Raw genomic sequence first — 23,356 nt, 5'->3', positions numbered from 1 at the left:
ATGGCCGCACCGCGCCGGAGGTCGGCGGGACCCCTCTTCGTCGCCCCCTTCATGATCCTGTTCCTCCTCCTCTTCCTCACCCCCCTCGGCTACGCCGCCTACCTCAGCCTCTTCCAGGAACGCCTCATCGGCGGCACCGCCTTCGTCGGCCTCGACAACTACGTCCAGGCCCTCAAGGACTCCCAACTCCTGCACGGCGTAGGGAGGGTGGCCCTCTTCTTCGTCATCCAGGTGCCGATCATGCTGGCCCTGGCCCTCCTCTTCGCCCTCGCCCTGGACAGCGGCCTCCTGCGGCTCGCCCGGATCATCCGGCTCGGCGTCTTCGTGCCGTACGCCGTGCCCAGCGTCGTCGCCGCGCTCATGTGGGGCTACCTGTACGGCCCGGACTTCGGCCCGTTCGCCCAGTTCGCGCGTGAACTCAGCCTGCCCGTACCGGACTTCCTCAGCGGAACCTGGATGCTCGGCAGCCTCGCCAACATCGTCACGTGGGAGTTCACCGGCTACAACATGATCATCCTGTACGCGGCGCTGCGCACCATCCCGACGGAGCTGTACGAGGCCGCCGCGGTGGACGGCGCGGGCGCCTGGCGGATCGCCTGGTCGGTCAAACTCCCCGCGCTGCGGCCCGCGTTGCTGCTCTGCCTGCTCTTCTCGGTGATCGGCAGCTTCCAGCTCTTCAACGAACCCAACCTGCTGATGAAGATCGCCCCCGACGTCATCACCAGCGACTACACCGCCAACCTCTACGCCTACTCCCTCGCGTTCACCGGCCAGCAGGTCAACTACGCGGCGACGGTGTCCTTCCTCCTCGGCCTCGTGATCGTCATCGCCTCCTACGCCGTCCTGCTGACCGCGAACCGCAGGAGGACCCCGTGACGACCCTTCTCGACAGGCCGACGGCCGCACAGCACACCGGAGTTCGCAAGGCGAAGCGCCCCCGCCGCAGCACGCCCCTCACCATCGCCATGCTCGCGGCCCTCGCCTACTTCCTGCTCCCGCTGCTCTGGCTCCTCATCGCCTCCACCAAGTCCGCGCACGACCTGATCGACAGCTTCGGCCTCTGGTTCTCCGACGCGCCCCAACTCCTCACCAACATCAAGGACACGTTCACGCAGGACGACGGCGTCTTCGTCACCTGGCTCCTCAACACCGTGCTGTACGCGGGCGTCAGCGCCATCGGCGCCGCCGTCCTGGCCGCCGCCGGAGGCTACGGCTTCGCGAAGTTCCGCTTCCGGGGCGACCGCGCCGCCTTCAACCTGGTGCTCGGCGCGGTGATGGTCCCGACGACGGCGCTGGCGATCCCGACGTACCTGCTGTTCGCCGAGGCGGGCCTGGTGAACACGCCGTGGGCGATCATCCTGCCCTCGCTGGTCAACCCGTTCGGCCTGTACCTGATGCGGATCTACGCCGCCGACGCGATCCCGGACAGCCTACTGGAGGCCGCCCGCATCGACGGCGCCGGCGAGGTGCGGATCTTCTTCCGTATCGCGCTCAGACTGCTCGGCCCCGGCCTCGTCACCGTCCTGCTGTTCACGCTCGTCGCGACCTGGAACAACTACTTCCTGCCGCTGATCATGCTGAACGACCCCGATCTCTACCCGGTCACCGTCGGCCTCTCGTCCTGGGCCGCGCAGGCGCAGAACGGCGGCGCGGGCGCGAGCAGCGACATGCTCGCGCTGGTCGTGACCGGCTCCCTGCTCTCCATCCTGCCCCTCGTCGTGGCCTTCCTCCTGCTCCAGCGGTACTGGCAGAGCGGGCTGGCCACCGGCGGCGTCAAGCAGTGACCGATCCGACCCCTGTCAAGCAACCCCCTTTCTCTGGAGGCCAGTTCATGGCGGAACTCCCCGCCCGCGTCCTGTTCGGCGCCGCCTACTACCACGAGTACCAGCCCTACCCCCGCTCCGAGAACCGCCTCAAGACCGACCTCGACCTCATGTCCGAGGCGCACTTCACCGTCATCCGCGTCGGCGAGTCCGTCTGGTCCACCTGGGAGCCGGAGAACGACGTCTTCGACCTCGACTGGCTCCAGCCGGTCCTGGACGGCGCCCATGAACGCGGCATCTCCGTCGTCCTCGGCACCCCCACCTACGCCGTCCCCCCGTGGCTCGCCCGCCAGTACCCCGAGATCACCGGCGAGCGGAGGACCGGCGAGCGCATCGGCTGGGGCGCCCGCCAGGAAGTCGACTTCACCCACCCGGCGTTCCGCTTCCACGCCGAGCGCGTGATCCGCCGGATCACCGCCCGCTACGCGAGCCACCCGGCCGTCATCGGCTTCCAGGTCGACAACGAACCCGGCAACGAACTCCTGCACAACCGGGGCGTGTTCGAGCGCTTCACCGACCATCTCCGGCACAAGTACGGCGACGTCGAGACCCTCAACCGCGAGTGGGGCCTGGTCTACTGGTCGCACCGCCTCTCGACGTGGGCCGACCTGTGGACCCCCGACGGCAACGTCCAGCCCCAGTACGACGTCGCCTGGCGGGAGTTCCAGGCCCGCCAGGTCACCGAGTTCATCGACTGGCAGGCCGACATCGTCCGCGAGTACGCGCGCGACGACCAGTTCGTCACCACCTGCATCTCCTACACCCGCCCGGCGGTCGAGGACGACGAACTGACCGACCGCCTCGACATCGCCTCCGGCAACCCGTACTACGCGATGCAGGACGGCCTGGCCCTCCCGGACCCCGTCGACCGCCCCCAGAAGTGGCAGACCACCGGCGTCTGGTCCCTCTACCAGACCGCCGACTGGATGTTCTCCTCCCGCCAGTCCCCGTTCCTCGTCACCGAGACCAACGCCTCCTCGATCGGCTTCCCCTGGGACAACCGTCCCGCGTACGACGGCCAATGGCGCCAGGCAGCCTGGGCGTTGGTGTCCCGGGGCGCCCGCATGATCGAGTACTGGCACTGGCACACCCTGCACTTCGGCGCCGAGACCTACTGGGGCGGCGTCCTCCCGCACACCGGCAGGCCCGGCCGCACCTACGCCGAACTCGCCCGCCTCGGCGCCGAGTTCGACACGGCCGGGGAACTCGTCGCCGGACTCGAACCCGACGCCGACATCACGATCGTCTACTCGACGCCCAGCAAGTGGCTCATGCAGAAGTACCCGCCCCTCGCGACCCCGGACGGCGAACCCGACCCGGCCGCCTACCACGGCATCCTCGACCCCTTCTACCGGGGCGCGTTCGAGGCCCGCCGCCAGGTACGCATCGTCCACGCCCGCCAGTTGCACGACCCGACCGGCGAACGCGAGGGCCTGGAGCCGGAGGCGGCGGCCCGGACCCACCCGGTCCTGGTCGTCCCCGCGCTCTACCTCGCCGCCGACTCCACCCTGGAGTGGCTCGCCGCCTACGCCCACGCGGGCGGCCACCTCGTCCTCGGCCCCCGCACCGGGTACGCCGACCAGGAGGCCCGCGCCCGCACCGACCGCGCGCCCGCCCGGCTGGCAAAGGCGGCGGGCGTGTCGTACGACGAGTTCAGCAACCTCGTCGCCGAGGTGCCGGTCACGGCCGGAGGGCCGCTCGGTGTCCCGGAGGGGGCGACCGCGACGCGGTGGGCGGACGGGCTGACCGTGGACGCCGGCGCGGCAGCAGGCGACACATCAACAGGCCGTTTCTCAAAGGGCGTTGAACAGGACAGCGGTGCGGCGGCAGACGCCGTGGAGATCCTCGCCCGCTACGACCACCCCCACTTCGGCCGCTGGCCCGCCATCACCACCCGGCGTCACGGCGAAGGCCGCGTCACCTGCGTCGGCACCGTCCCCGGCCGGGCGCTGGCCCGCGCCCTCGCCGAGTGGCTCGCCCCCGAACCCCGGCACGGCTGGGGCGAGTTGCCCGAGTCGGTGACGGTGGCGAGCGGCACCTCGGCGGACGGCCGACGCGTGTACGTCGTCCACAACTGGTCCTGGGAGCAGGTGAGTCTGCGGGCACCCGCCGGTCTGACGGACGTCCTCAGCGGCGAACCCCTAGGCCGGGAAGCCCGCTTGAACTCCTGGGACGTCCGTGTGTTCGCAGGGGAGAAGCCATGCTGAAGAGACTCGGCGTCCTGGGAGCGGCGACGGCCCTCCTCGCCATCCCGACCGCCACCGCGCACGCCTACAACCCGACCGGCGGCATCCTCTACCAACTCGGCTCGGAACCCTGTCTCAAGGGCCGGGGCAACTGCGCCATCTACCCCAAGTCGGCCCAACTCCCCAGCGGCAGACTGGTCGCCGCCTTCGAGAAGTCCACCGTCGTCGCGAAGTCCGGCAGCGCGGACGGCCAGACCATCCCGGTCTACAAGAGCGACGACCACGGCACGACCTGGCAGCCCCTGTCCGAGGTGAAGGCCCCGGCGTACCTCGGAAACTACCCGAAGTACACCAGCAATTGGACCAACCCCTACCTCTACGTCCTCCCGCGGAACGTCGGTTCTCTGAAGCGCGGCACCCTCCTCATGGCGACCGTCGTCTCCGGCGACGACGCGTACTACAAGGAGCACAAGGCCGCCGACCCCGACTGGACGCCCTCCAACGACGGCGACCGCAGTGACATGGCGATCGCCCTGTACGCCAGCAACGACGACGGCGTGACCTGGCGGGTCGTCAACATCATCGCCACCGGCGGATGGCAGGGCGGCAGCGCGGGCGCCGTCGGCCAGAACATCGCCGCCGCGAACACGCACCGCCAGGTGGACCCGCTCTGGGAGCCGTACCTGATGGTGTATCAGGGCAAGCTGGTGTGCTTCTACTCCGACGAGAACGACTACACCGGCTTCGACCCGGCGACCGGCGTACCGGCCCTCGACCCCGCCAACGACACGGCGACGGACGCGCACGGCCAGATCCTCGCCCACCGTACGTGGGACGGCCGTTCGGCGGCGTGGCAGCGGCCGGTCGTCGACATCGCCGGGCTCACCTCGGCGCGGGGCATCGGCGGCGGACGCCCCGGCATGACGAACGTCGCCCCCACGACCGACGGCAAGTGGCTGCTGACGTACGAGTACTGGGGCGGCGGCGCCGACACGCGCTACCGCGTCGCGAACAGCCCGCTGGAGTTCTTCAAGGGCTCGCCGGTCGGCGAGGGCGTCGACTCCCTTCCCGTGGACGCCGGTTCGCATCCGCTCGCGATGGGCGGGAGCCCCGTACTGATCCGCCTGCCCGACGGGCGGCTCGTCTACAACGCGGCCGGGAGCGGGGACGTGTGGGTCAACGAGAGCGGGCGCAGCGACGGGGTGTGGAAGGAGTACCGGACGACACTGGGCGCCGGGTACAGCCGTAACCTCCAGTACGACGCGGACACCGGGCGGGTCGTGATCCTGCGCAACCAGGGCACGTCGACGCTCGCGTACGCGGAGGTCGACCTGGGACGTTCGGCAGGCGCTTACCACCGTTTGCAGAACCGCGCGACGGGCCAGGTCATCGGCACGGGCGGCAGGACCAACGACGCGAACCTCGGCAACGGCGACGTCCCGGACGTACGCCTCGAAGCGGTGGGCTCCGCGAGCAACCCCGACACCCAGTACTGGCACGTCGTGACCGGGCCACAGGGCGGGACGACCCTCCTGAACCGGTCCGGCGGGCGGGCCGCCGCCGTCTGGACCGGCAACGCGACCGAGGGGCAGCGGATCGGGCAGTGGGTCGACGACAGCCCGAAGGGGAGCTGGAACCTGGTCGCCACCACAAACGGTTACTACCGCTTGCAGTCGGTGAAGAACCCGGAGCTGTATCTGACGGGCGCGAGCGCGGGTGCACCGCTGACGTTGCAGAAAACGGTTGCTGACGGTTCTCAGGAGTGGAGGCTCACAGGTCGGAGAAGTTGAGCGGGATCACCGCCGGTGTGTCGCTGGTGGTGAGTCCGTCGCCGAGTGGGCGCCGGGAGGCGAAGTCGTCCGGCGTCCACCACAGGCGCTCGTCGCCGCCCGCGCCGCGCCAGGCGGCCCGGATGCCGTTCCCGCCGGGGACGACGACCGCCGCGAGGCCCCGGCTGCTCGCGAACCAGCTCATCCTGCGGACGTCGTGGAACTCGGTCCCCTGATCGCAGCGCGCGGAGTGGATCCCCTGGTCGGCCCCGTGACCTTTCCAGATGACGAAGGGGCGGTCGGGCACGGGAGCCTCCCGGAGCGATCGGCGGTCACGGTGTACGGGACCGGCTCGCGTCCATGGTCCGCCCGGCGTCCGGACCGCGCCCGTAAAAGCCGATATCTCACTCCTCTTCCAGCAGTAGCCGCACAAAGTCCCGCACGGGCCGGGTGATGTCGAGGCTCGGGTCCAGCAACCACTGCAACTGCAATCCGTGCAGCACCGCGTTGAGGAGCATCGAGGCGCTCTCGGGGCTGACGCCGGGGCGCAGGGAGACGCCGGTGCGGCCCTCGTGGATGCCCTCGGTGAAGGTGGCCCGCGAGCGTTCGTAGCGTTCGACGAAGTACGCGTGCGCGGGGTGGTCGGCGCGGGACGCGGCTGCCGCCAACTCGATCCACAGGCGTATGAGTTCGGGCGCCTGCTGGTGGTGGCGGAGCAGCTGCTCGAAGTACGGCCCGAGTTGGTCGGCGCTCTCGATGAGGTCCGCGCCGTGGCGCCACTCTTCGGCGTCGCGCTCCGCGAGGACGGCCGCGAGGATCTCGTCCTTGTTGCGGAAGTGGTGGAGCAGCCCGGTGTGGGTGATCCCGGCCCGCTCGGCGATATCGCGCAACGACGCCTTCGCGAAGCCGTGTTCGACGAAGCTCTCGCGCGCGGCCTGCACGATCTCCGCCCTGCGGGCCAGCGATTTCGCGTAACTGCCCCGCGCCTTCGACTGCTCCACGTGCCGCTCACTCTCCTCGACGGGGTCGGTGGGAGCTCGAAATTATGCCGCCCGGTCGGGAATCGTCCAGCGCTGGGCACAGGATTGAATAACAAATTCATAACGAGATGTGATCGCCGTCTTCACGAGCTTGCCACAGCCCCATAGCGTCCCACCGAAAACAGACCACGTGGTAAGTGGTGGCGTGATCGCTCCCCCGGAGAGCCGACCAGGGGGACGGTTCCCGGACGAAGGAATCCAGCCATGCGCATACGACACCCCCATCCGCGCACCCGCAGACAAGCCCTCACCGCCCTGGGCGTCGGCGCGGTGCTGTTCACCTCGGCGGCCTGCGACAGCCGGCCGGCGAGCACCTCCACCGCCTCCTCGACCCTCGCCCTCTCGATCTTCGGGACGCCCAACTCCTTCGACCCGACCCAGCTGTTGGAGGGCCAGCAGATGTACGTCTGGGACTCCGTCTACGACACCCTCCTCCTCCAGGACAACCAGGGCCGCCTCCAGCCCGGCGCCGCGCGGAGCTGGCAGTACTCGACCGACGCCCGCACCCTCACCCTCAAGCTGCGCACCGGCATGAAGTTCAGCGACGGTTCACCCGTCGACTCCGCCGCCGTCCGCGCCACCCTCGACCGCATCCGCACCGCCCCGGGCCCCTCCCAAGGCATGCTCGCCTCCCTCGCCGCCGTCGAGGCCCCCGACGCGACCACCGTCGTCGTCCGCCTCAAGCGCCCGGACGGCTCCCTGCTCACCGCGCTCTCGCAGGCCGCCGGAGTGATCGGCGACCCGAAGACCATGACCACCAGGAGTGCCGCCCTCGAACCGGTCGGCTCCGGCCCCTACACCCTCGACAAGGGCCAGACCGTCAACGGCTCGGTGTACGTCCTCAAGCGCCGCGCCGACTACTGGAACAAGGCCGCCCACCCCTTCGCCACCGTCAAGGTCCGCGTCATCTCCGACCCCACGGCCGCCGCCAACGCCCTCAAGGCCGGCCAGACCAACGCCGGAACCGTGGACATCTCCCAGCTCTCCGGCTTCCCCGCCCCCGCCTTCGAGCACAAGCACGTCGACGCCACCGCCGGAGCCACCCTCGTCCTCGCCGACCGCGAGGGCCAAGTCCTCAAGCCCCTGGGCGACCTGCGGGTCCGCAAGGCGATCAACATGGCTTTCGACCGCGCCAAGATGGTCAAACAGCTCCTGCGCGGCTCCGGCCGCCCCACCACCCAGATCTACAACCCCAAGGGCACGGCGTACGACGACTCCCTGAACCAGACCTACGGTTACGACCCCCAGGGCGCCAAACGCCTGCTCGCGGAAGCCGGTTACCCGGACGGGTTCTCCGTCACGATGCCGAGCCTCGTCTTCACCAAGACCTTCGAACCCACCTTCACCCAGGCCCTCGGCGACATCGGCGTCAAGGTCACCTGGCAGCCCGTACCGCCCCAACAGGCCGTCTCCGCGCTCGCGTCCAAGAAGTACCCCCTGTTCCTCGTCGTGGACGGCCTCACCGCCACCCCCACCGAGACCCGCAACTTCTACAGCCCCACCGGCTACCGCAACGTCTTCAACTCCACCGACCCCCGTCTGGCGGCCCTTCTCGAACAGGCCGACCGCGAACTCGACCCCGGCAAGGCCGCCGGAATCTACCGGCAGATCAACAAGTTCGGCGTCGACAACGCCTGGTACAGCCCCGTCTTCCAGATCGGCAGCGACTGGGTCACCAAGAAGGGCATCACCTACCTCGGTGACGGATCGTCAACTCTCGCCACCGTCCGCCAGTTCGGCACCACCGCCTAGGAACACCCCATGATCCTCCACGTGGTGCGCCGCCTCGGCACCGGCCTGGTCCTCGCCGTCCTCGTCACCCTCCTCACCTTCCTCCTCCTCAGTACCTCCTTCGACGACGTCGCCGGCAGCATCGTCGGCACCGGAGCCACCCCGAGCCAGATCCACCAGCAGAAAGCCCAACTCGGCCTCGACCGCCCCCTGTTCGTCCAGTACGGCGACTGGCTCGGCCACGCCGTACGCGGCGACCTCGGCCTGTCCTGGTTCACCAGCGAACCCGTCCGCGCCGCCGTCACCGCCCGCCTCGGCGTCACCCTCTCCCTCGTCGTCACCGCCCTCCTGCTCACCACCCTGATCAGCGTCACCCTCGGCGTCCTCGCCGCAGCGCGCGGCGGCGCCGTCGACCGCATCGCCCAAGGCGTCTCCATGGTCGGCCACCTCGTGCCCAACCTGCTGATCGCGATCGCCCTCACCTACGTACTCGCCGTGAAACTCGGCTGGTTCCCCGCCACCGGCTACACGCCCCTCGCCGAGGACCCGGCGGGCTGGGCCTCCACCATCGCCATCCCCGTCGCCGCGCTCATGATGGGCGGCGTCGCCAACCTCACCGCCCAGATCAGGGGCGCGATGATCGGCGAACTCCGCAAGGACTACGTCCGTACGCTGCGCACCCGAGGCGTCCCGACCCGCTCCGTCGTCCTGCGGCACGCCCTGCGCGGCGCCGCCGGGCCCGCGCTCACCGTGCTCTCCCTGGAGTTCGTCCAGATGCTCGGCGGCGCGCTCGTCATCGAGCAGGTCTTCGCGCTCCCCGGCTACGGACAGTACGCCTTCAACGCGTCCCTCCAGGGAGACGTCCCGATCATCATGGGCATCAGCCTCTTCGGCGTACTCCTCGTGATCGGCGTCAACCTCGCCGTCGACCTGGCGGGCGGCTGGCTCAACCCGAAGGCGAGAGTGCTGAGTTGACCACACCCGCTGTGCGCAGACTGCTGCGCGACCCGCAGGCCGTCATCAGCGCGGGGCTCCTGCTGGCCATCGTCCTGCTCGGCCTGGTCTCCCCGATCGTCCGCGAACACGGCCCGAACCACGCCTCGTTGGACGCCGTCAACGCCGCGCCCGGCACCGACGGCTACCTCCTCGGCGGCGACAAGAGCGGACGCGACACCCTCGCCCGGCTCCTCGCGTCCATCAACACCAGCATGGTCTCCGCCCTCATCGGCACCAGCATCGCCCTCGCCGTCGGCGTCACCTTCGGGCTGATCGGCGGGTACTTCGGGCGACGCGTACGGGGCGTCACCGAGTGGGTGTTCAGCCTCGTCATGACGTTCCCCGGACTCCTGCTCCTCATCGTCCTGCTGCCCGTCACCGGCGGCGACTACCGGGCGACCATGCTCATCTTCGGCTTCCTCCTCTCGCCGGGCATCTACCGGCTCGTCCGCAACCTCGTCCTCGGGGTCAAGAACGAGCTGTACGTCGACGCCGCGCGCGTCTCCGGGCTGCCCGACCGGCGGATCCTGCGCCGCCACGTCCTCACCGTCGTCCGGGGGCCGGTGATCATCGCCACCGCCTTCCTCGCCGGGTCCTCCATCTCCGTACAGTCCGGGCTGGCGTTCCTCGGACTCGGGTCCAGCACGGTGCCGAGCTTCGGGGCGATGATCTCCGAGGGGTTCACGAACCTCTACGAGGAACCTCTCCAATTCGTGTGGCCCAGCCTGACGCTGGGGCTCATCACCGCGTGTCTGGTGCTGCTCGGCAACTCGCTGCGGGACGCGCTGGAAGGGGGGCGGCCCAAGCCCGCCCGCATCGCCTCGACACCCCGACTCCGCGTGCCCTCTCCCGCCGGCACTTCTTCGGGACTGCTCGTCGTCGACGATCTCGCCCTCGCCTACCCCACCCCTGACGGGGAGTTGAGGGAGGTCGTCTCCGGGGTGAGCCTCACGCTGGAGGCCGGGGAGACCCTCGGGCTCGTGGGGGAGTCGGGGTCCGGCAAGACACAGACCGCGTTCGCGGTGCTGGGGGTGCTGCCCGCGGAGGCCGTGGTCACCCGGGGGTCGGTGCGGCTCGACGGGCGTGAGCTGCTCGGGCTGGGCGAAGGGGAGTTGAGGAAGGTACGGGGGCGGGCGATCGCGTACGTCCCCCAGGAGCCGATGTCCAACCTGGACCCCAACTGGACCATCGGCGCACAGCTCGTCGAGGCGATCCGCGCGGCAACTCCCCTGCCCCGCAAGGAAGCGCGAGCCCGAGCGCTGGCCCTGCTGACTCGCGTCGGCATCCCCGACCCTGCCCGTACCTACGCCTCCTACCCCCACCAGATCTCCGGGGGCATGGCCCAACGCGTCCTCATCGCGGGCGCGGTCGCCACTCGCCCCGCGCTGCTCGTCGCCGACGAGCCGACCACCGCGCTCGATGTGACGGTCCAGGCGGAGATCCTCGATCTGCTGCGGGATCTCCAGGCGGAGTTGGACATGGCGGTGCTGCTGGTGACGCACAACTTCGGTGTGGTCGCCGACATCTGCGACCGGGTGGCGGTCATGCGGGAGGGGCGGATCGTCGAGACGGGGGAGGCGGAGGGGCTGTTCGCGACGCCTCAACACCCGTACACGCGCATGCTGCTGGACTCGATCCTCGACGAGGACACGGTCCGCGCGCAGGACAACCAGGCTGTCGATTCCCGGGAGACCCGATGACGACCCCTCTTCTCGACGTCTCCGGCCTCCGGGTCACCTACCCCGGCCGCGGCTTCCGGGCCCGCCCCGAGGAAGTCCTCCACGGTGTCTCCCTGACCGTCGGCAAGGGCGAGACCCTCGGTGTCGTCGGCGAGTCCGGGTCCGGCAAGACCACCATCGGCCGTGCCGTCCTCGGCCTCGTCAAAGCGGCCGGCGGCGGCATCCGTTTCCTCGGCCAGGACATCACCCACGCAACTCCCAAGGAACGCCGGGGACTTGCCCGTGACCTCCAGGTCGTCTTCCAGGACCCCTACACCTCCCTCAACCCCGCCCTGACCGTCGGCGACATCCTCGGTGAACCCCTCGTCGTCCAGGGCGCGACCCCGAAGGGCGCCCGCACCCGGGTGCTGGACCTTCTCGACCAGGTCGGCCTCCCGGCGGACGCGTACGACCGGCTGCCCCGCGAGTTCAGCGGCGGCCAGCGTCAACGCGTCGCCATCGCACGGGCGTTGGCACCCGGCCCCAAGCTGATCGTCTGCGACGAACCGGTCTCCGCGCTGGACCTCTCCACGCAGGCCCGCGTCCTCGACCTGTTCGTCGATATCCAGCGCCGTACCGGTGTCGCCTACCTCTTCGTCTCGCACGACCTCGCGGTCATCCGGCACGTCAGTCACCGGGTGGCGGTCGTCCACCACGGCGACATCGTCGAGACGGGCCCCGCAGGACATGTCACCTCCACCCCCGAACACCCCTACACCCGCCGCCTGTTGCTGGCAGCGCCGGTCGCCGACCCGGTGAAGCAGCGAGCCCGGCGCGAGGCACGGCGCCGGGACAAGGCCGCCGGAAGTGCCTGAGCCGACCGGGAACCGGCTGACCTGACCCGACCCGAAGCGCCCTCGTGCGAGCCGCTCCCCGACCCGAGAGGACCCCCATGCTGAAACCCCGTCCGTCCGCCACCCGAGAGCTGGTGAACCTCGACGGCGTCTGGAAGTTCGCCCTGGACGCCGAGGCGGGCCCCACCCCCTGGTCGGCCCCCCTCGACACCGGCCTCGAAGCGGCCGTCCCCGCCAGCTACAACGACCTCTTCACCGACCCCGCGATCCGCGACCACGTCGGCTGGGTCTGGTACCAGCGCACGGTCCGCGTCCCGCGAGGCTGGTCCGGCGAGCGGGTGTTCGTCCGTGTCGACGCGGCCACGCACGAGGGCCGCGTGTACGTCGACGACGTCCTCGTGGCCGAACACGTCGGCGGCTACACCCCGTTCGAAGCCGACATCACCCGACACACCACCCCCGGCGCCGAGTTCCGCCTCACGATCGGCGTCAACAACGAACTCACCAACACCACCGTCCCGCCCGGCCGCATCACCGTCGACCACGACGGCACCCGCAGACAGACGTACCTGCACGACTTCTACAACTACGCCGGCCTGGCCCGCTCGGTGTGGCTGCACAGCGTCCCCGCCACCCACATCACGGACGTCACCGTCGTCACCGGCCTCGACGGCACGGTCGCCTACGAAGTGAGCACCAGCGAATCCGCCCGGGTCAGGGTCCGTGTCCTGGACGCGGACGGCACAGAGGTCGCCGCCGCCGACGGCGCGACCGGCACGCTGCGCATCCCGGACGTGACTCCCTGGAGACCCGGCGCCGCGTACCTGTACGACCTCGTCGCCGAGATCCCCGGCACGGACGTCTACCAACAGCCCTTCGGCGTCCGCACGGTCGAGGTCAGCGGAGGCCAGTTCCTCATCAACGGCGAGGAGTTCTACTTCACCGGCTTCGGCAAGCACGAGGACACCCCCGTACGCGGCAAGGGCCACGACAACGCCTACCTCGTCCACGACTTCCAGCTCATCGAGTGGGTCGGCGCCAACTCCTTCCGCACGTCCCACTACCCGTACGCCGAAGAGGTGCTGGACTTCGCCGACCGGCACGGCATCGTCGTCATCGACGAGACAGCCGCCGTCGGCCTCAACCTCGCTGTCGAAGCGGGCCTGTTGGGCACCCCGCCCCGCCCGACCTTCTCCCCGGACACCGTCAACGACACCACCCGCGCCGCCCACGCCCAGGCGATCCGCGAGCTGATCGCCCGCGACAAGAACCACCCCAGCGTCGTCATGTGGTCCGTCGCCAACGAACCCGCCTCCAACGAGGAGGGCGCCCGCGAATACTTCGAGCCCCTGGTCGAGCTGACCCGCAAACTCGACCCCACCCGCCCGGTCACCTACTCGGTCGTGATGTTCGCGACCTCCGAGAACGACCGGATCGCCGACCTCTTCGACGTGATCTGCGTGAACCGCTACTACGGCTGGTACGTCGCGACCGGCGATCTCCCCACCGCCGCACGCTACTTGGAAGGCGACCTGCGCGCCTGGGCGGCGAAGTTCGGCAAGCCGCTCCTCATGAGCGAGTACGGCGCGGACACCCTCCCCGGCCTGCACTCGGTGTGGGACCAGCCGTGGACCGAGGAGTACCAGGCCGACCTCCTCGCCCTGCACCACCGCACCTTCGACCGCATCCCGGAGGTCATCGGCGAACACATCTGGAACTTCGCCGACTTCCAGACCTCCCACGGCATCCACCGCGTCGACGGCAACCGCAAGGGCGTCTTCACACGCGACCGCCGGCCCAAGGCGGCCGTGTACGAACTCCGCTCCCGATGGCTGGAGCTGGGACACAAGAAGCCGTCCACGGAGGAAGGAACGACGTCGCGATGACTGTGGAAACGCAGGGTGCCGTAGCCGTCGTCACCGGCGCGGGCAGCGGCATCGGCCGGGCCGCCGCCCACTCCCTCGCCCGCCGGGGCGCCCTCGTCGTCGTCACCGACCGCGACGCCGCCCGCGCCGACACGGTCGCCGGTGAACTCGGCGGCCAGGCGGTCGCCGCCCGCTGCGACGTCACCAGCCTCGACGACCTGGAAGCGGTACGGGACCTCGCGCTCACCACGTACGGCCGGGTCGACATCGTCATGAACAACGCCGGTGTCCTCGCCGTCGGCCCCGTCGAGGCGATCCCCCTCGACGCCTGGCGGAAGGTCATCGACGTCAACCTCCTCGGCGTCGTCCGCAGCAACCTCGTCTTCCTCCCGCACCTGCTGGAACGCGGCAGCGGACACATCGTCAACACGGCCTCCAACGCGGGCCTGATGCCCCACGGGTACGAGCAACTCCCGTACACGGCAAGCAAACACGCGGTCGTCGGGCTCTCCGAGTCCCTCGCCCTCTACCTGCGACCGCGCGGGATCGGCGTCTCCTGCCTGTGCCCCGGGATGGTCGTCACCAACATCGCCGAACAAGTCGCCTTCTACGGCGAGGTGTCCGCGCCGCGCGGCCCCAACACCCCCGTCCTGGAAGCGGACCAGGTCGGCGAACTCGTCGCCGACGGTATCGCCGAGGACCGCTTCCTCATCCTGACCGTCCCCGCCGTGGCGGACGAACTGCGCGAGAAGGGCGCGGACATCGAGGCATACCTCGCCCGGCTGACCAGCGAGATCGAAGGAACCTGAGCACATGAGCACGTTGAGCCGCCGACACCTGCTCGGCATCATGACGGCGACGGCCGCCGGAACGGCCCTCTCGGCCCCCGACGCCGCCGCCTCGGCAGTCATCCCCTCCGTCGCGCACAAGACGGGCCGGCCGTACGCCCTCCAGATCAACTCCCGCACCGCCCCCCTCGGCACCCAGACCACCCCCTCCTTCAGCTGGATCCCCCCGGTCGACCGCCAGTCCGCGTACGAGATCCGCGTAGGCACCCGCCCCGGCGCCGCCGACCTCTGGACCAGCGGACGCGTCAAGAGCACCGCCACCGTCGAAGTCCCCTACCGGGGGCGCGCGTTGAAGGCCGACCGCGCCTATCATTGGCAGGTCCGCTCCTGGGACGAGCGGGGCCGCCCCGGCGCCTGGAGCAAGCCCGCGACCTGGGAGACCGGCCCCTTCGACGGCGACTGGTCCGGCGCCCGCTGGATCGGCGGACGTACCGAACAGGACCACGACTGGCGGGACCTGGCCGCGACCGTCGTCTTCCGGGGCGGTGCCGACCCGGACAGCGGACTCTCCCTGCTCCTGCGCGCCGAGCCCATCGGCAAGACCTGGGGCGAGGCCCTGGACTGGACGCTCAAGCGCACCGGCGCCGCGATGCAACTCGTGATGGCGACGAGCCACTACGCGGGCAACACCTGGATGGACGACGGCACTTCGGAGCCGGACTGGGGAGTCGACCACTACGACCCGCAGAGCGAGACCAACCCCACGGCCTCCGGCACCCGCCGCGTCCCCGTCGGCACGGTCACCCTGCCGGTGTCCACCGGCCTCACGCCGGGCACCTGGGCGAGCCGCGACCACACGGTGACCGTCGAGGTGCGTGGCCTCACCGTCAGGGCCACCGTGAACGGCGTCCACGTCGACACCCGCACCCTCACCGGCGACCAGATCCGCCGCCACGGCAGCTTCGGCTTCGGCGGCGTCACCTCGGCGACCATCCGCAGCGTCACCGTAAAAGGCACCGGCGCCCGCGACTTCGCCGCCGACCTCACCACCGGCGCGAACCCCTTCGAGGCCGGCATCGGCACCCTCGACGGCCTCACCTTCCCGCCGAAGAACCCGTACATCCCGGGCCGCAACAGCGTCCTCCCGATCGCCGCCCCGGCCCCCCTCCTGCGCCGCGCCTTCAAGCTGAACGGCAACCGCCGTATCGCCAAGGCCCGCCTCCACCTCAGCGCGGCGGGCAACGTCACCTTCACCGTCAACGGCGACCCCCTCACCGTCGACGGCACCCGGACGCCCCGCCTCCTCACCGACCACAGCACCTACGACCGTACGGTCCTCTACGACACCTTCGACGTCACCGCCCTCCTGCGCCCCGGCCGCGAGAACGTCCTCGCCGCCGAACTGGGCCGGGGTTTCTACGGGTTGACGACCCCGCAGGAGTGGTACTGGCAGCTCGCCCCCTACTCCGGCCAGCCCCGCCTCCTCGCGAAACTCGCCGTCACCTACACCGACGGCACCTCAACCACCCTGGTCACCGACGGCAGTTGGCTCACCGCCGACGGCCCGACCGCCTTCGACTCCGTCTACTCCGGCGAGAAGTACGACGCCCGGCGTGCGGAGAGGCTGGGGGAGTGGCGGACGAGCGGCTACCGCGTCACCAACGACTGGCGTCCCGCAACTCACCTGATCCCGCCGGGCAGTTGCTCCAGCCCGAACCCCAAGTCCCATGGCAGACTCCCCGCGACGAAGACCCCGCCCGGCTTCAAGCCCGCCGTCCTGCGCGCCCACGAGTCCGAACCCGTCCTGGTCAGCGAGGTGTTGAAGCCCGTCGCCCTCACGCGGGGCGCCCCGGGAACCTGGATCGTCGACTACGGGCAGATCCTCACCGGCTTCGTCCGGGTCCACCTCACCGGCGTCACCCCCGGCAAGGCGGGCCTCGCCCTGCGCATCCGGGGCGGCAACCGCGTCACCGACGGCACGGTCGAGGAGGAGAACTTCCAGCACGACGCCAACCTCCAGACCCACTACTACACGGTCGGCGCCCGCCCCGAGCAGACGTGGGAGCAGCAGTTCAGCCACTTCGGCTTCCGCTACCTGGAGGTGCGGGGCCTCGAAGCGGTCCTCGGGCGCACCCCCCGACTCCCCGGCGACGCCGACCTGTTCACCGTATCCGTCGCCCGCACCGGCTTCGCCCGCACCGGCACCTTCACCACCGGCAACGCCCTCCTCAACCGCCTCCAGCGCAACCTGGAGTGGGCCGAGCAGAACAATCTCGTGCAGAAGCCCACCGACACCCCCTCCCGCGAGAAGAACGGCTGGACCGGCGACGCCATGGCCAGCTCCGAGTCCCAGTCCCTGACGTGGGACGTCAACGGCGTCTTCACCACCTTCCTGCGCCACTTCCCCGACAACCAGATCTCCACCGGGCAGCTCCCGATGATCGTCCCCGTCGCCAAGGGCGGCTACGGCTACGACCGCACACCCGGCTGGAACGCCGCCTGGAAGGCCGTACCCGCCTGGGACTCCGCGTACTTCGTGATGCCGTGGGAGCTGTACACCTACTACGGCAACAGCAGCCTCTTCGCGGAGCTGTTCGACCACCAGGACCGGCTTCTCGCCTACTACGAGACCCTGTTCACCCCGGCGAACGACTACGTCTTCGAGGCGTCCCTCGGCGCCTACTCCGGCGCTGAGGCCCCTGGCTCCAACGCCGTCATCAGCCTCGCCTTCTACATCCACTTCTGTGACTACATGGCCCAGGTCGGCGACCTCCTCGGCCGCCGCCAACGGGCCGCGTACTACCGCGAGTCGGCCCGCACCCTGCGCAAGGCGTTCATCGCCAACTACTGGGACGGGGCCCAGTTCACCAAGGGCAGCATCTCCAGCGAGAACACGATGGCCGTCGCCTTCGACCTCGTCCCCGGCTCCGACCTGCCGCCGAGCGACCCCCGTTACCTGAAGAACACGAAACCCCAGGCGGAGAACAAGAAAGCCCTCGTCGAACTCCTCGCCGACCGCATCACCGCATCCGGCGGCCACCTCCAGAACGACATGTACGGCTCACGCTACGAGTTCAACATCCTCAGCGAGTACGGCTACACGGACACCGCCCTCAAGGCCGTCACCCAGACCGGCACACCCGGCTACGTCCACCAGATCGCCAAGGGCGCCACCTCCCTCTGGGAGCAGTGGACGGACCGCCTCTCGGTCAACCACCACTACCGCTCCAACGTGGCGACCTGGTTCTACCAGAGCCTCGCCGGCATCCGCCCGACGTCAACCGCGTACGAAACCCTCCGTATCCGCCCCTACATCCCCTCAACTCCGGTCAACAGCCGCGTCCCTGCGAACGTCGACGACGTCGATCTGTCCCCCGCTCCCCTCGACCACGTCAGCGCGACCATCAACACGGTCCGGGGCAAGGTCACTTCGGAATGGCACCGGCTCCCCGACGGCCGCATCGCCCTCACGGCCACCGTCCCGTTCAACACGGACGCGGAGATCTGGGTACCGGCACAAGGCAAGCCGGTCACCGCCCCGAAGGGCCTGAAGCCGGCCCGCAGGGACCGTTCCGGAGGCGCCGAGTACCAGGTCTTCCGGGTGCGGGCGGGGGAGTACCGCTTCAACGGCTGACCCCTAACTCGCCCCGGCCTGTGCCTCCTTGGCGGACGCCTCCAGCTTGTTCCGGTACTCCTCGTACCAGGACTCGTCGCCGCCGTCCATGTTGCCGTTGGTCTCCCGCATGCCGACCTTGCCGTCGATCAGTTCGCGGACGATGTCGGCGTGGCCGGCGTGACGGTGCGTCTCGGCCGTCACGTGCAGCATGATCAGCTGGAGCGTCACGTCGCCGTCGTCGCCCCACCACTCGACGTGGCCCTCCGCGTCGAGCGGCAGCGCCCCGATGGTCGCGTCCGTGTGCGCCCACGCGCGGTGATAGAGCCCGAGCACCTCCTCACGCGACTCGTCGGCCCGCGCCCACATGTCCGCGTTGGCCTCGGCGCCCTCCTCCTCCCAGGGGAGGGCCTCACCGTGCGGTCGGCCGAACGTCGGCCCGAAGTACCCGAGTTCGACACTGGCGAGATGCTTCACGAGCCCGAGAAGGTTGGTGCCGGTCGGCGTCAGGGGCCGCCGGACGTCGTACTCGGACAGGCCGTCGAGCTTCCAGACGACTGCTTCGCGGGCCGCCTTGAGGTACCGGTGCAGATCGTCTTTGGGGTCGTTACGCGTCATGCCGCAGAGTCTCGCACCGCCCCCGGCCGACGGTCGCGCGGGTTTCGGCGCGCTCGCCGCTACGACAGGTCGCCGCCGGGCCCTGGTGCAAGGCGGCGGCGCCACGGACCGACGGCTCCCTCCCGGCCACCGAAGAGACTGCGCCGCCGCGAGGCGGACGCCGTTCAGCGAGGTCGACGGTGCCCTTACCGCCGTACGAATTCAGGAACCGAGTGGGGGCTGCGGGGTGAAGCGTTTGTGGCCCTTGCGGTCGTAGTACCTCGTCATCGCGAAGCCGAAGAGGAGCGAGACCACGAAGCCGACCGCGATCATCAGCCAGGCGCGGGTGAGGCCCGCGTCGCCGCGCGCGTCGAAGTAGAGGATCGCGCGGACGCCGTCGCCGAGTTGGCGCATCGGCTCGAAGTGGGAGAGGAAGCGGTAGAAACCGGGGACGGCCTGCAACGGGACCGTCGTGCCGGACGACGGGAGGCCCAGCACGATGAACACGAACATCGCGACGAGCTGGCCGATGCCGCCGAACGCGGCGTTGATCGCCTGCACACCGAGGCCGACGGCGAGCGTCGCGCAGTACGAGAACACCCACAGCAGGGGGAGGTGGGTGGCGTCGATGCCGAGGATCGTGACGCAGGCCAGCATCACGAGAGAGGAGCTGATGAGGGTGATGCCCGCCGTCATCAGCATCTTGAGCAGCAGGGTCTGGGTGCGGTTGACGTCGATCGTGGGGCGGCGGGTGTGGAGGGGGCCCATCTCGACGTCCGCGTAGCCGAGCGCGCCGTCGACGCCGGAGTGGATGACGTTGCCGCCCATGAAACCGGCCAGGACCAGGAGGAGGGCGTAGTAGAACGCGGTCAGGCCGATGCCGCTGTTGTTCCCGATCGGGTGGCCTACGGCGGTCGCGATCTGTACGGGGTCGGCGAGCAGGAGTTTCGTCGTCGCCGGCGCCGCCGGGTCGGCCTTCGTGAGCTGCTCGCCGATGGTCTTCGACGCCTGTTGCGCCGCCGTCGTCGAGATCCTGCTCGCGAGGCTGGATCCTAGGCTGCCCTTGCCGGGGTTCGTCAGGACCGTCAGCGTCGGGCGGGTGGTCGCGCCCTGGGTGGTGAGGGCGAGGGTGCGGTCCGTGAAGTCGGCGGGGATCACCAGCGCGCCGTACACCTTGCCGCTGTCCAGCTCGTCCTGCGCCTGCGCGCGGGTGCGCAGCCGCCATTCGGCCTGGTCGCCGGGGGCCTTCTCGATGGCTTCGGCCACCTGCGTGCCCAGGTTGGCGCGCTGCCCGGCCGGGGGTTTGCCCTGGTCCGTGTTGACCAGGGCGATCGGCAGGTCGTGCAGGTGCTTGTTCGGGCTGACGATGCCGCCCATGTACAGCAGGGAGAGCAGGAACGCGAGGACCGTGCTCAGCAGCGTCGGCAGGATCCACAGCTTCGGGTGCCGGATCAGCGAGAACGCACGGACCGGGCGGGCCGGGGGTGGGGGTTCGGGCGTCATGGTTACCAGGTCAGCACGGGTACGGGCGCGCCGCACATCGAACCCCCACCGGGCGCTCAGCCCTGCTTGCCGCTCTGGCTCACCGGGTGCAGGCCCAGTACGCCCTGCGGGTCCGACGGGTTCACGCCCTGGACGTCACCGACGTACAGGTTGATGCGGGACTTGTAGCGGTCCAGGGCTGTGCGGTCGCTCATGAACTCGCCGAGGCCGAGGGGGTTCATGTTCTTGTAGTCGAAGATGCCCTTGCGGCCGGCCGGGGCGGGGACGTCCGTACGGGCGCTCCAGGTGCCGATGTCGTTCGTCTGGGTGTTCTTCGACAGGATCCAGCTCAGGTACAGCTTGGCCGCCGCCTTGTGCGGGGCGTTCTTCAGGATCGCGCCGGTCTGCGGCCACGCCACCCACGGCGACCGCTCCGGAAGCGTCACCTGGGAGACGCCGTTCGCGCTGCCGCCGCTGCCGAAGTTGGCGACGTAGTCGCCGGTGCCGACGAGGTCGGAGGAGTCCTGGGTGCCGCGCACGAACTTCGGGTTCTGCGCCATCAGCTTCTTCAGGTAGTCGAAGCCGTACGCGTCCGTGAGCTGCTTGAAGTAGTAGAGGACCGCGTCGTCGTCGTTCGGGTACGTGAAGACGAGCTTGTTCTTGAACTCCGGCTTCAGGAAGTCCTTCGCCTCGACCGGAGCCTTCGAACCGAGCTTCGTCGCGGTCACGTTGGCGAAGGCGAAGTAGAACAGGCCCGTGTAGTAGCCGTCCTTGTCCTTGATCCGCTGGTCGACGGCGTTCCAGCCGACCGGCCTGTACTTCTCCAGTACGCCTTCCTTCTTCCAGCGCGGGAAGTCGTCGACGGTCTGGAGGTGGACGACGTCGGCGACGACGTGCCGCTCGTCGATCTGGTTGTCGACGCGGGCGTCGTGGTTCTTGCTGAAGTCGACGACGATGTCGACCTTCATCCTGGGGAACTTCTTGACGAACGCGTCCTTCAGGTAGTCGGCCTGGCCGGGCTTGTCGCCGCCGGCGTAGACGACCAGCCGGCCGCCCTCGGCGACGGCCTGTGCGTACAGCTTCTGCAACTGCGCGTCCTCGCTCGTCGGCGTCGGCTTCGTACCGGCGCTCGCGACCGCCGCGCCGCTCGTGGCGAGGACACCCAGGGCGACGGCACCGGCCCAGGCCGTACGGGAGATCCGCATGACAGCTCCTTGACTGAGGTTTCAACGTTCTTCGACCATAGCCTCATGTATTGCAAAACTGCAAGATATGGCTGTGGCTGAGCTCGACGGTGATCGAAGTTGAGTGAATCGCGCCTGGTCAGGGCCTGTTTGTCGGTGCCTGTGGCCGGCGCTTGACGGTCAGCGCCGCCACGGCAGGTCCACCGGGAGCGCCGGACGCTCCGGGCCCGTCATCCCCGCGAGGATGATCGCGCACGCCTCCCCGAACGCCCGCGCCTGCTCCGGCGTCAGCCGGTCGAAGACCGTGGCCCGTACGAGGGCGACATGGCCCGGCGCCGCCTCCGCCAGCGCGGCCACCCCCGCCTCGGTCAGCACCGCGAGCTGCGCCCGCTTGTCGCCGGGGGAGTCCTCGCGCCGTACCCAGCCCTCCTCCTCCATCCGGGCGATGGTGTACGACAGCCGGGTCCTCGCGATCCGCAGCTTCTCCGCGAGGTCCGTCATCCGCAGCCGTTGTTCGGGCTGCTCGGAGAGGATCACCAGCACCGAGTAGTTGAGGTGGCTCATCCCCGAGTCGTGCCGCAGCTGTTGGTCGAGGGCGTCCTCCATGACGAGACTCAGGTCGGAGAACGAGCGCCAGATGCGCAGCTCCTGCGCGGAAAGCCAGCGGGGTTGCATGCGGTGCACCCTAGCAGCGCGAGATGACCGGCCATCGGGCGGTCCGCACCTCGCTGACCAGGTAATTCACCGCATCGGCTCGTAGTTCAGCTGCTTCACCTGGCGCAGCGTCAGCGCCGTCTCCACCGCGTGTACGCCCTCCAGCGCGCCGATCCTGTCGGAGAGGTACGTGTACAGGTCGGCGCTGCTGCGGTGCAGGGTCGCGGCGACGATGTTCGCGGGGCCGGTGATCGCCGCCGCGAACGCCACCTCCGGGTGTGTGGCGAGGGCGCTGCCGATCGACGCCAGCGCGGACGGCGCGACGGTGAGCCACAGCATCGCGTCGACCGTGCCGCCCAGCGCCTCGGGGTCGTACTGCACGTCGTAGTAGAGGACGCCGGACGCGCGCAGCCGCTCCAGGCGGCGCCGGACCACCGACTCCGACTGGCCTGTGGCGGACTGGAGCTCACCGAGCGAGGCGCGGCCGTCCCGGCGCAGGACCGCGAGGAGGCTCTCGTCGGTGTCGTCGATGTGTACGACGCCGGGTTCCGGGGTGACCGGCGGTGGGCGCAGGGCCTCTTCCTCCGCCGGGGTGAGCGCCTGGAGCTTGCTGAGCCAGCCGGCGGCGCCGCCGTAGAAGTGGTTCAGGACACAGTGCGCGCTCACCGACAGCAGGCGCGGGGTGCGCTGCAACTGGTTGAGCAGCAGTTCGTTGCGGTCCTCGCGGCTGCGCGGGCGCATCGAGGCGACCACCTCGGTGCCGCCGGACTCCAGCGCCACGTACGCCGTGTCCGGCCGCCTCGCCAGCGCCTCCGCGAGGCGCTCCGCCGCGTCCGGGGTGCAGCGCATCCGCACGATCCAGCCGCTGCGGCCCAGGCGGTTCTCGTCCACGATCCCCAGGACCCGCATCCGGGTGGACCCGTGCAGCCTGCGCAGCCGCCGGGCGACGGTCTGGTCCGAGACGCCGAGGACTTCCGCGATACGGGTGTACGGGGCGCGGCCGTCCAGTTGGAGGGCCTGGAGGAGCTTGAGATCGAGGGGGTCGAACACGGGCGGGGCCTGGGGGTCTCTTCGGGAGGATGGGTGGGGCCTCATGCGGGGAGCGTACGGGGGGTG

18 protein-coding genes are annotated in these 23,356 nt (G+C 69.9%); 11 read left to right on the top strand and 7 right to left on the bottom strand.

Going from position 1 to position 23,356, the window contains the following annotated elements; genetic code table 11:
- From ACQCO7_RS04895 to ACQCO7_RS04880, 4 genes are read left to right on the top strand one after another with little or no spacing between them, the layout of a single operon-like run.
- Complete coding sequence (locus tag ACQCO7_RS04895) at window positions 1-876, top strand: carbohydrate ABC transporter permease (RefSeq protein WP_464070640.1); 876 nt, start codon at window positions 1-3, stop codon at window positions 874-876.
- Window positions 873-1,784 carry a carbohydrate ABC transporter permease gene (locus ACQCO7_RS04890; protein ID WP_464070639.1) on the top strand — a complete coding sequence of 304 codons (912 nt, stop codon included), beginning with the start codon at window positions 873-875 and terminating at the stop codon, window positions 1,782-1,784. Before ACQCO7_RS04895 ends, ACQCO7_RS04890 begins: the two co-directional genes overlap by 4 nt.
- 47 nt (window positions 1,785-1,831) lie before the next feature.
- The gene (locus ACQCO7_RS04885; protein WP_464070638.1) at window positions 1,832-4,030 is read left to right on the top strand and encodes a beta-galactosidase; all 2,199 of its coding nucleotides are present in this window, start codon (window positions 1,832-1,834) and stop codon (window positions 4,028-4,030) included.
- Window positions 4,024-5,799, top strand: coding sequence for an RICIN domain-containing protein (locus ACQCO7_RS04880; RefSeq protein WP_464070637.1), 1,776 nt, complete (start codon window positions 4,024-4,026; stop codon window positions 5,797-5,799). The genes ACQCO7_RS04885 and ACQCO7_RS04880 overlap by 7 nt, the downstream gene beginning before the upstream one ends.
- Here the strand turns inward: ACQCO7_RS04880 and ACQCO7_RS04875 are convergent.
- The gene (locus tag ACQCO7_RS04875; RefSeq protein ID WP_464070636.1) at window positions 5,780-6,085 is read right to left on the bottom strand and encodes a hypothetical protein; all 306 of its coding nucleotides are present in this window, start codon (window positions 6,083-6,085) and stop codon (window positions 5,780-5,782) included. The two genes, ACQCO7_RS04880 and ACQCO7_RS04875, sit on opposite strands and share 20 nt — an antisense overlap.
- 97 nt (window positions 6,086-6,182) lie before the next feature.
- Window positions 6,183-6,779, bottom strand: a complete 597-nt coding sequence (locus ACQCO7_RS04870) for a TetR/AcrR family transcriptional regulator (protein ID WP_464070635.1) — start codon at window positions 6,777-6,779, stop codon at window positions 6,183-6,185.
- A gap of 243 nt (window positions 6,780-7,022) precedes the next feature.
- On the opposite strand from ACQCO7_RS04870, the gene ACQCO7_RS04865 reads away from it, so the two are divergent.
- From ACQCO7_RS04865 to ACQCO7_RS04835, 7 genes are all read left to right on the top strand, one after another.
- Window positions 7,023-8,570 (top strand): ABC transporter substrate-binding protein, encoded by a 1,548-nt coding sequence (locus tag ACQCO7_RS04865; RefSeq protein ID WP_464070634.1) that lies wholly within the window; start codon window positions 7,023-7,025, stop codon window positions 8,568-8,570.
- A gap of 9 nt (window positions 8,571-8,579) precedes the next feature.
- Window positions 8,580-9,524 carry an ABC transporter permease gene (locus tag ACQCO7_RS04860; RefSeq protein WP_464070633.1) on the top strand — a complete coding sequence of 315 codons (945 nt, stop codon included), beginning with the start codon at window positions 8,580-8,582 and terminating at the stop codon, window positions 9,522-9,524.
- Window positions 9,521-11,245 (top strand): dipeptide/oligopeptide/nickel ABC transporter permease/ATP-binding protein, encoded by a 1,725-nt coding sequence (locus tag ACQCO7_RS04855; RefSeq protein ID WP_464070632.1) that lies wholly within the window; start codon window positions 9,521-9,523, stop codon window positions 11,243-11,245. Before ACQCO7_RS04860 ends, ACQCO7_RS04855 begins: the two co-directional genes overlap by 4 nt.
- Window positions 11,242-12,078 carry an ATP-binding cassette domain-containing protein gene (locus ACQCO7_RS04850; RefSeq protein WP_464070631.1) on the top strand — a complete coding sequence of 279 codons (837 nt, stop codon included), beginning with the start codon at window positions 11,242-11,244 and terminating at the stop codon, window positions 12,076-12,078. The genes ACQCO7_RS04855 and ACQCO7_RS04850 overlap by 4 nt, the downstream gene beginning before the upstream one ends.
- 77 nt (window positions 12,079-12,155) lie before the next feature.
- Window positions 12,156-13,943, top strand: a complete 1,788-nt coding sequence (gene uidA, locus ACQCO7_RS04845; protein WP_464070630.1) for a beta-glucuronidase — start codon at window positions 12,156-12,158, stop codon at window positions 13,941-13,943.
- A complete protein-coding gene (locus ACQCO7_RS04840; protein ID WP_464070629.1) occupies window positions 13,940-14,731 on the top strand; it encodes an SDR family oxidoreductase in 792 nt (263 codons plus the stop codon). The genes uidA and ACQCO7_RS04840 overlap by 4 nt, the downstream gene beginning before the upstream one ends.
- A gap of 4 nt (window positions 14,732-14,735) precedes the next feature.
- On the top strand, window positions 14,736-18,344 hold the full coding sequence (locus ACQCO7_RS04835) for a family 78 glycoside hydrolase catalytic domain (protein WP_464070628.1): 3,609 nt from the start codon (window positions 14,736-14,738) through the stop codon (window positions 18,342-18,344).
- Window positions 18,345-18,347: 3 nt separating this feature from the next.
- On the opposite strand, the gene ACQCO7_RS04830 is transcribed toward ACQCO7_RS04835, so the two are convergent.
- The 5 genes from ACQCO7_RS04830 to ACQCO7_RS04810 form a co-directional block, all read right to left on the bottom strand.
- Complete coding sequence (locus tag ACQCO7_RS04830) at window positions 18,348-18,941, bottom strand: DinB family protein (protein ID WP_464070627.1); 594 nt, start codon at window positions 18,939-18,941, stop codon at window positions 18,348-18,350.
- A 201-nt stretch (window positions 18,942-19,142) separates the two neighbouring features.
- Window positions 19,143-20,423, bottom strand: coding sequence for a YhgE/Pip domain-containing protein (locus ACQCO7_RS04825; RefSeq protein WP_464070626.1), 1,281 nt, complete (start codon window positions 20,421-20,423; stop codon window positions 19,143-19,145).
- 56 nt (window positions 20,424-20,479) lie between these two features.
- Window positions 20,480-21,607 carry an ABC transporter substrate-binding protein gene (locus ACQCO7_RS04820; protein WP_464070625.1) on the bottom strand — a complete coding sequence of 376 codons (1,128 nt, stop codon included), beginning with the start codon at window positions 21,605-21,607 and terminating at the stop codon, window positions 20,480-20,482.
- Window positions 21,608-21,766: 159 nt separating this feature from the next.
- Window positions 21,767-22,261, bottom strand: coding sequence for a MarR family winged helix-turn-helix transcriptional regulator (locus tag ACQCO7_RS04815; RefSeq protein ID WP_464070624.1), 495 nt, complete (start codon window positions 22,259-22,261; stop codon window positions 21,767-21,769).
- A 66-nt stretch (window positions 22,262-22,327) separates the two neighbouring features.
- Window positions 22,328-23,335, bottom strand: coding sequence for an Lrp/AsnC family transcriptional regulator (locus tag ACQCO7_RS04810; protein ID WP_464070623.1), 1,008 nt, complete (start codon window positions 23,333-23,335; stop codon window positions 22,328-22,330).
- Window positions 23,336-23,356 lie beyond the last annotated feature (21 nt).

This window comes from Streptomyces saintjeani (assembly GCF_055409605.1).
The sequence above is the reverse complement of the archived record's forward strand: the minus strand, read 5'-3'. Positions and strand labels throughout refer to the sequence as shown.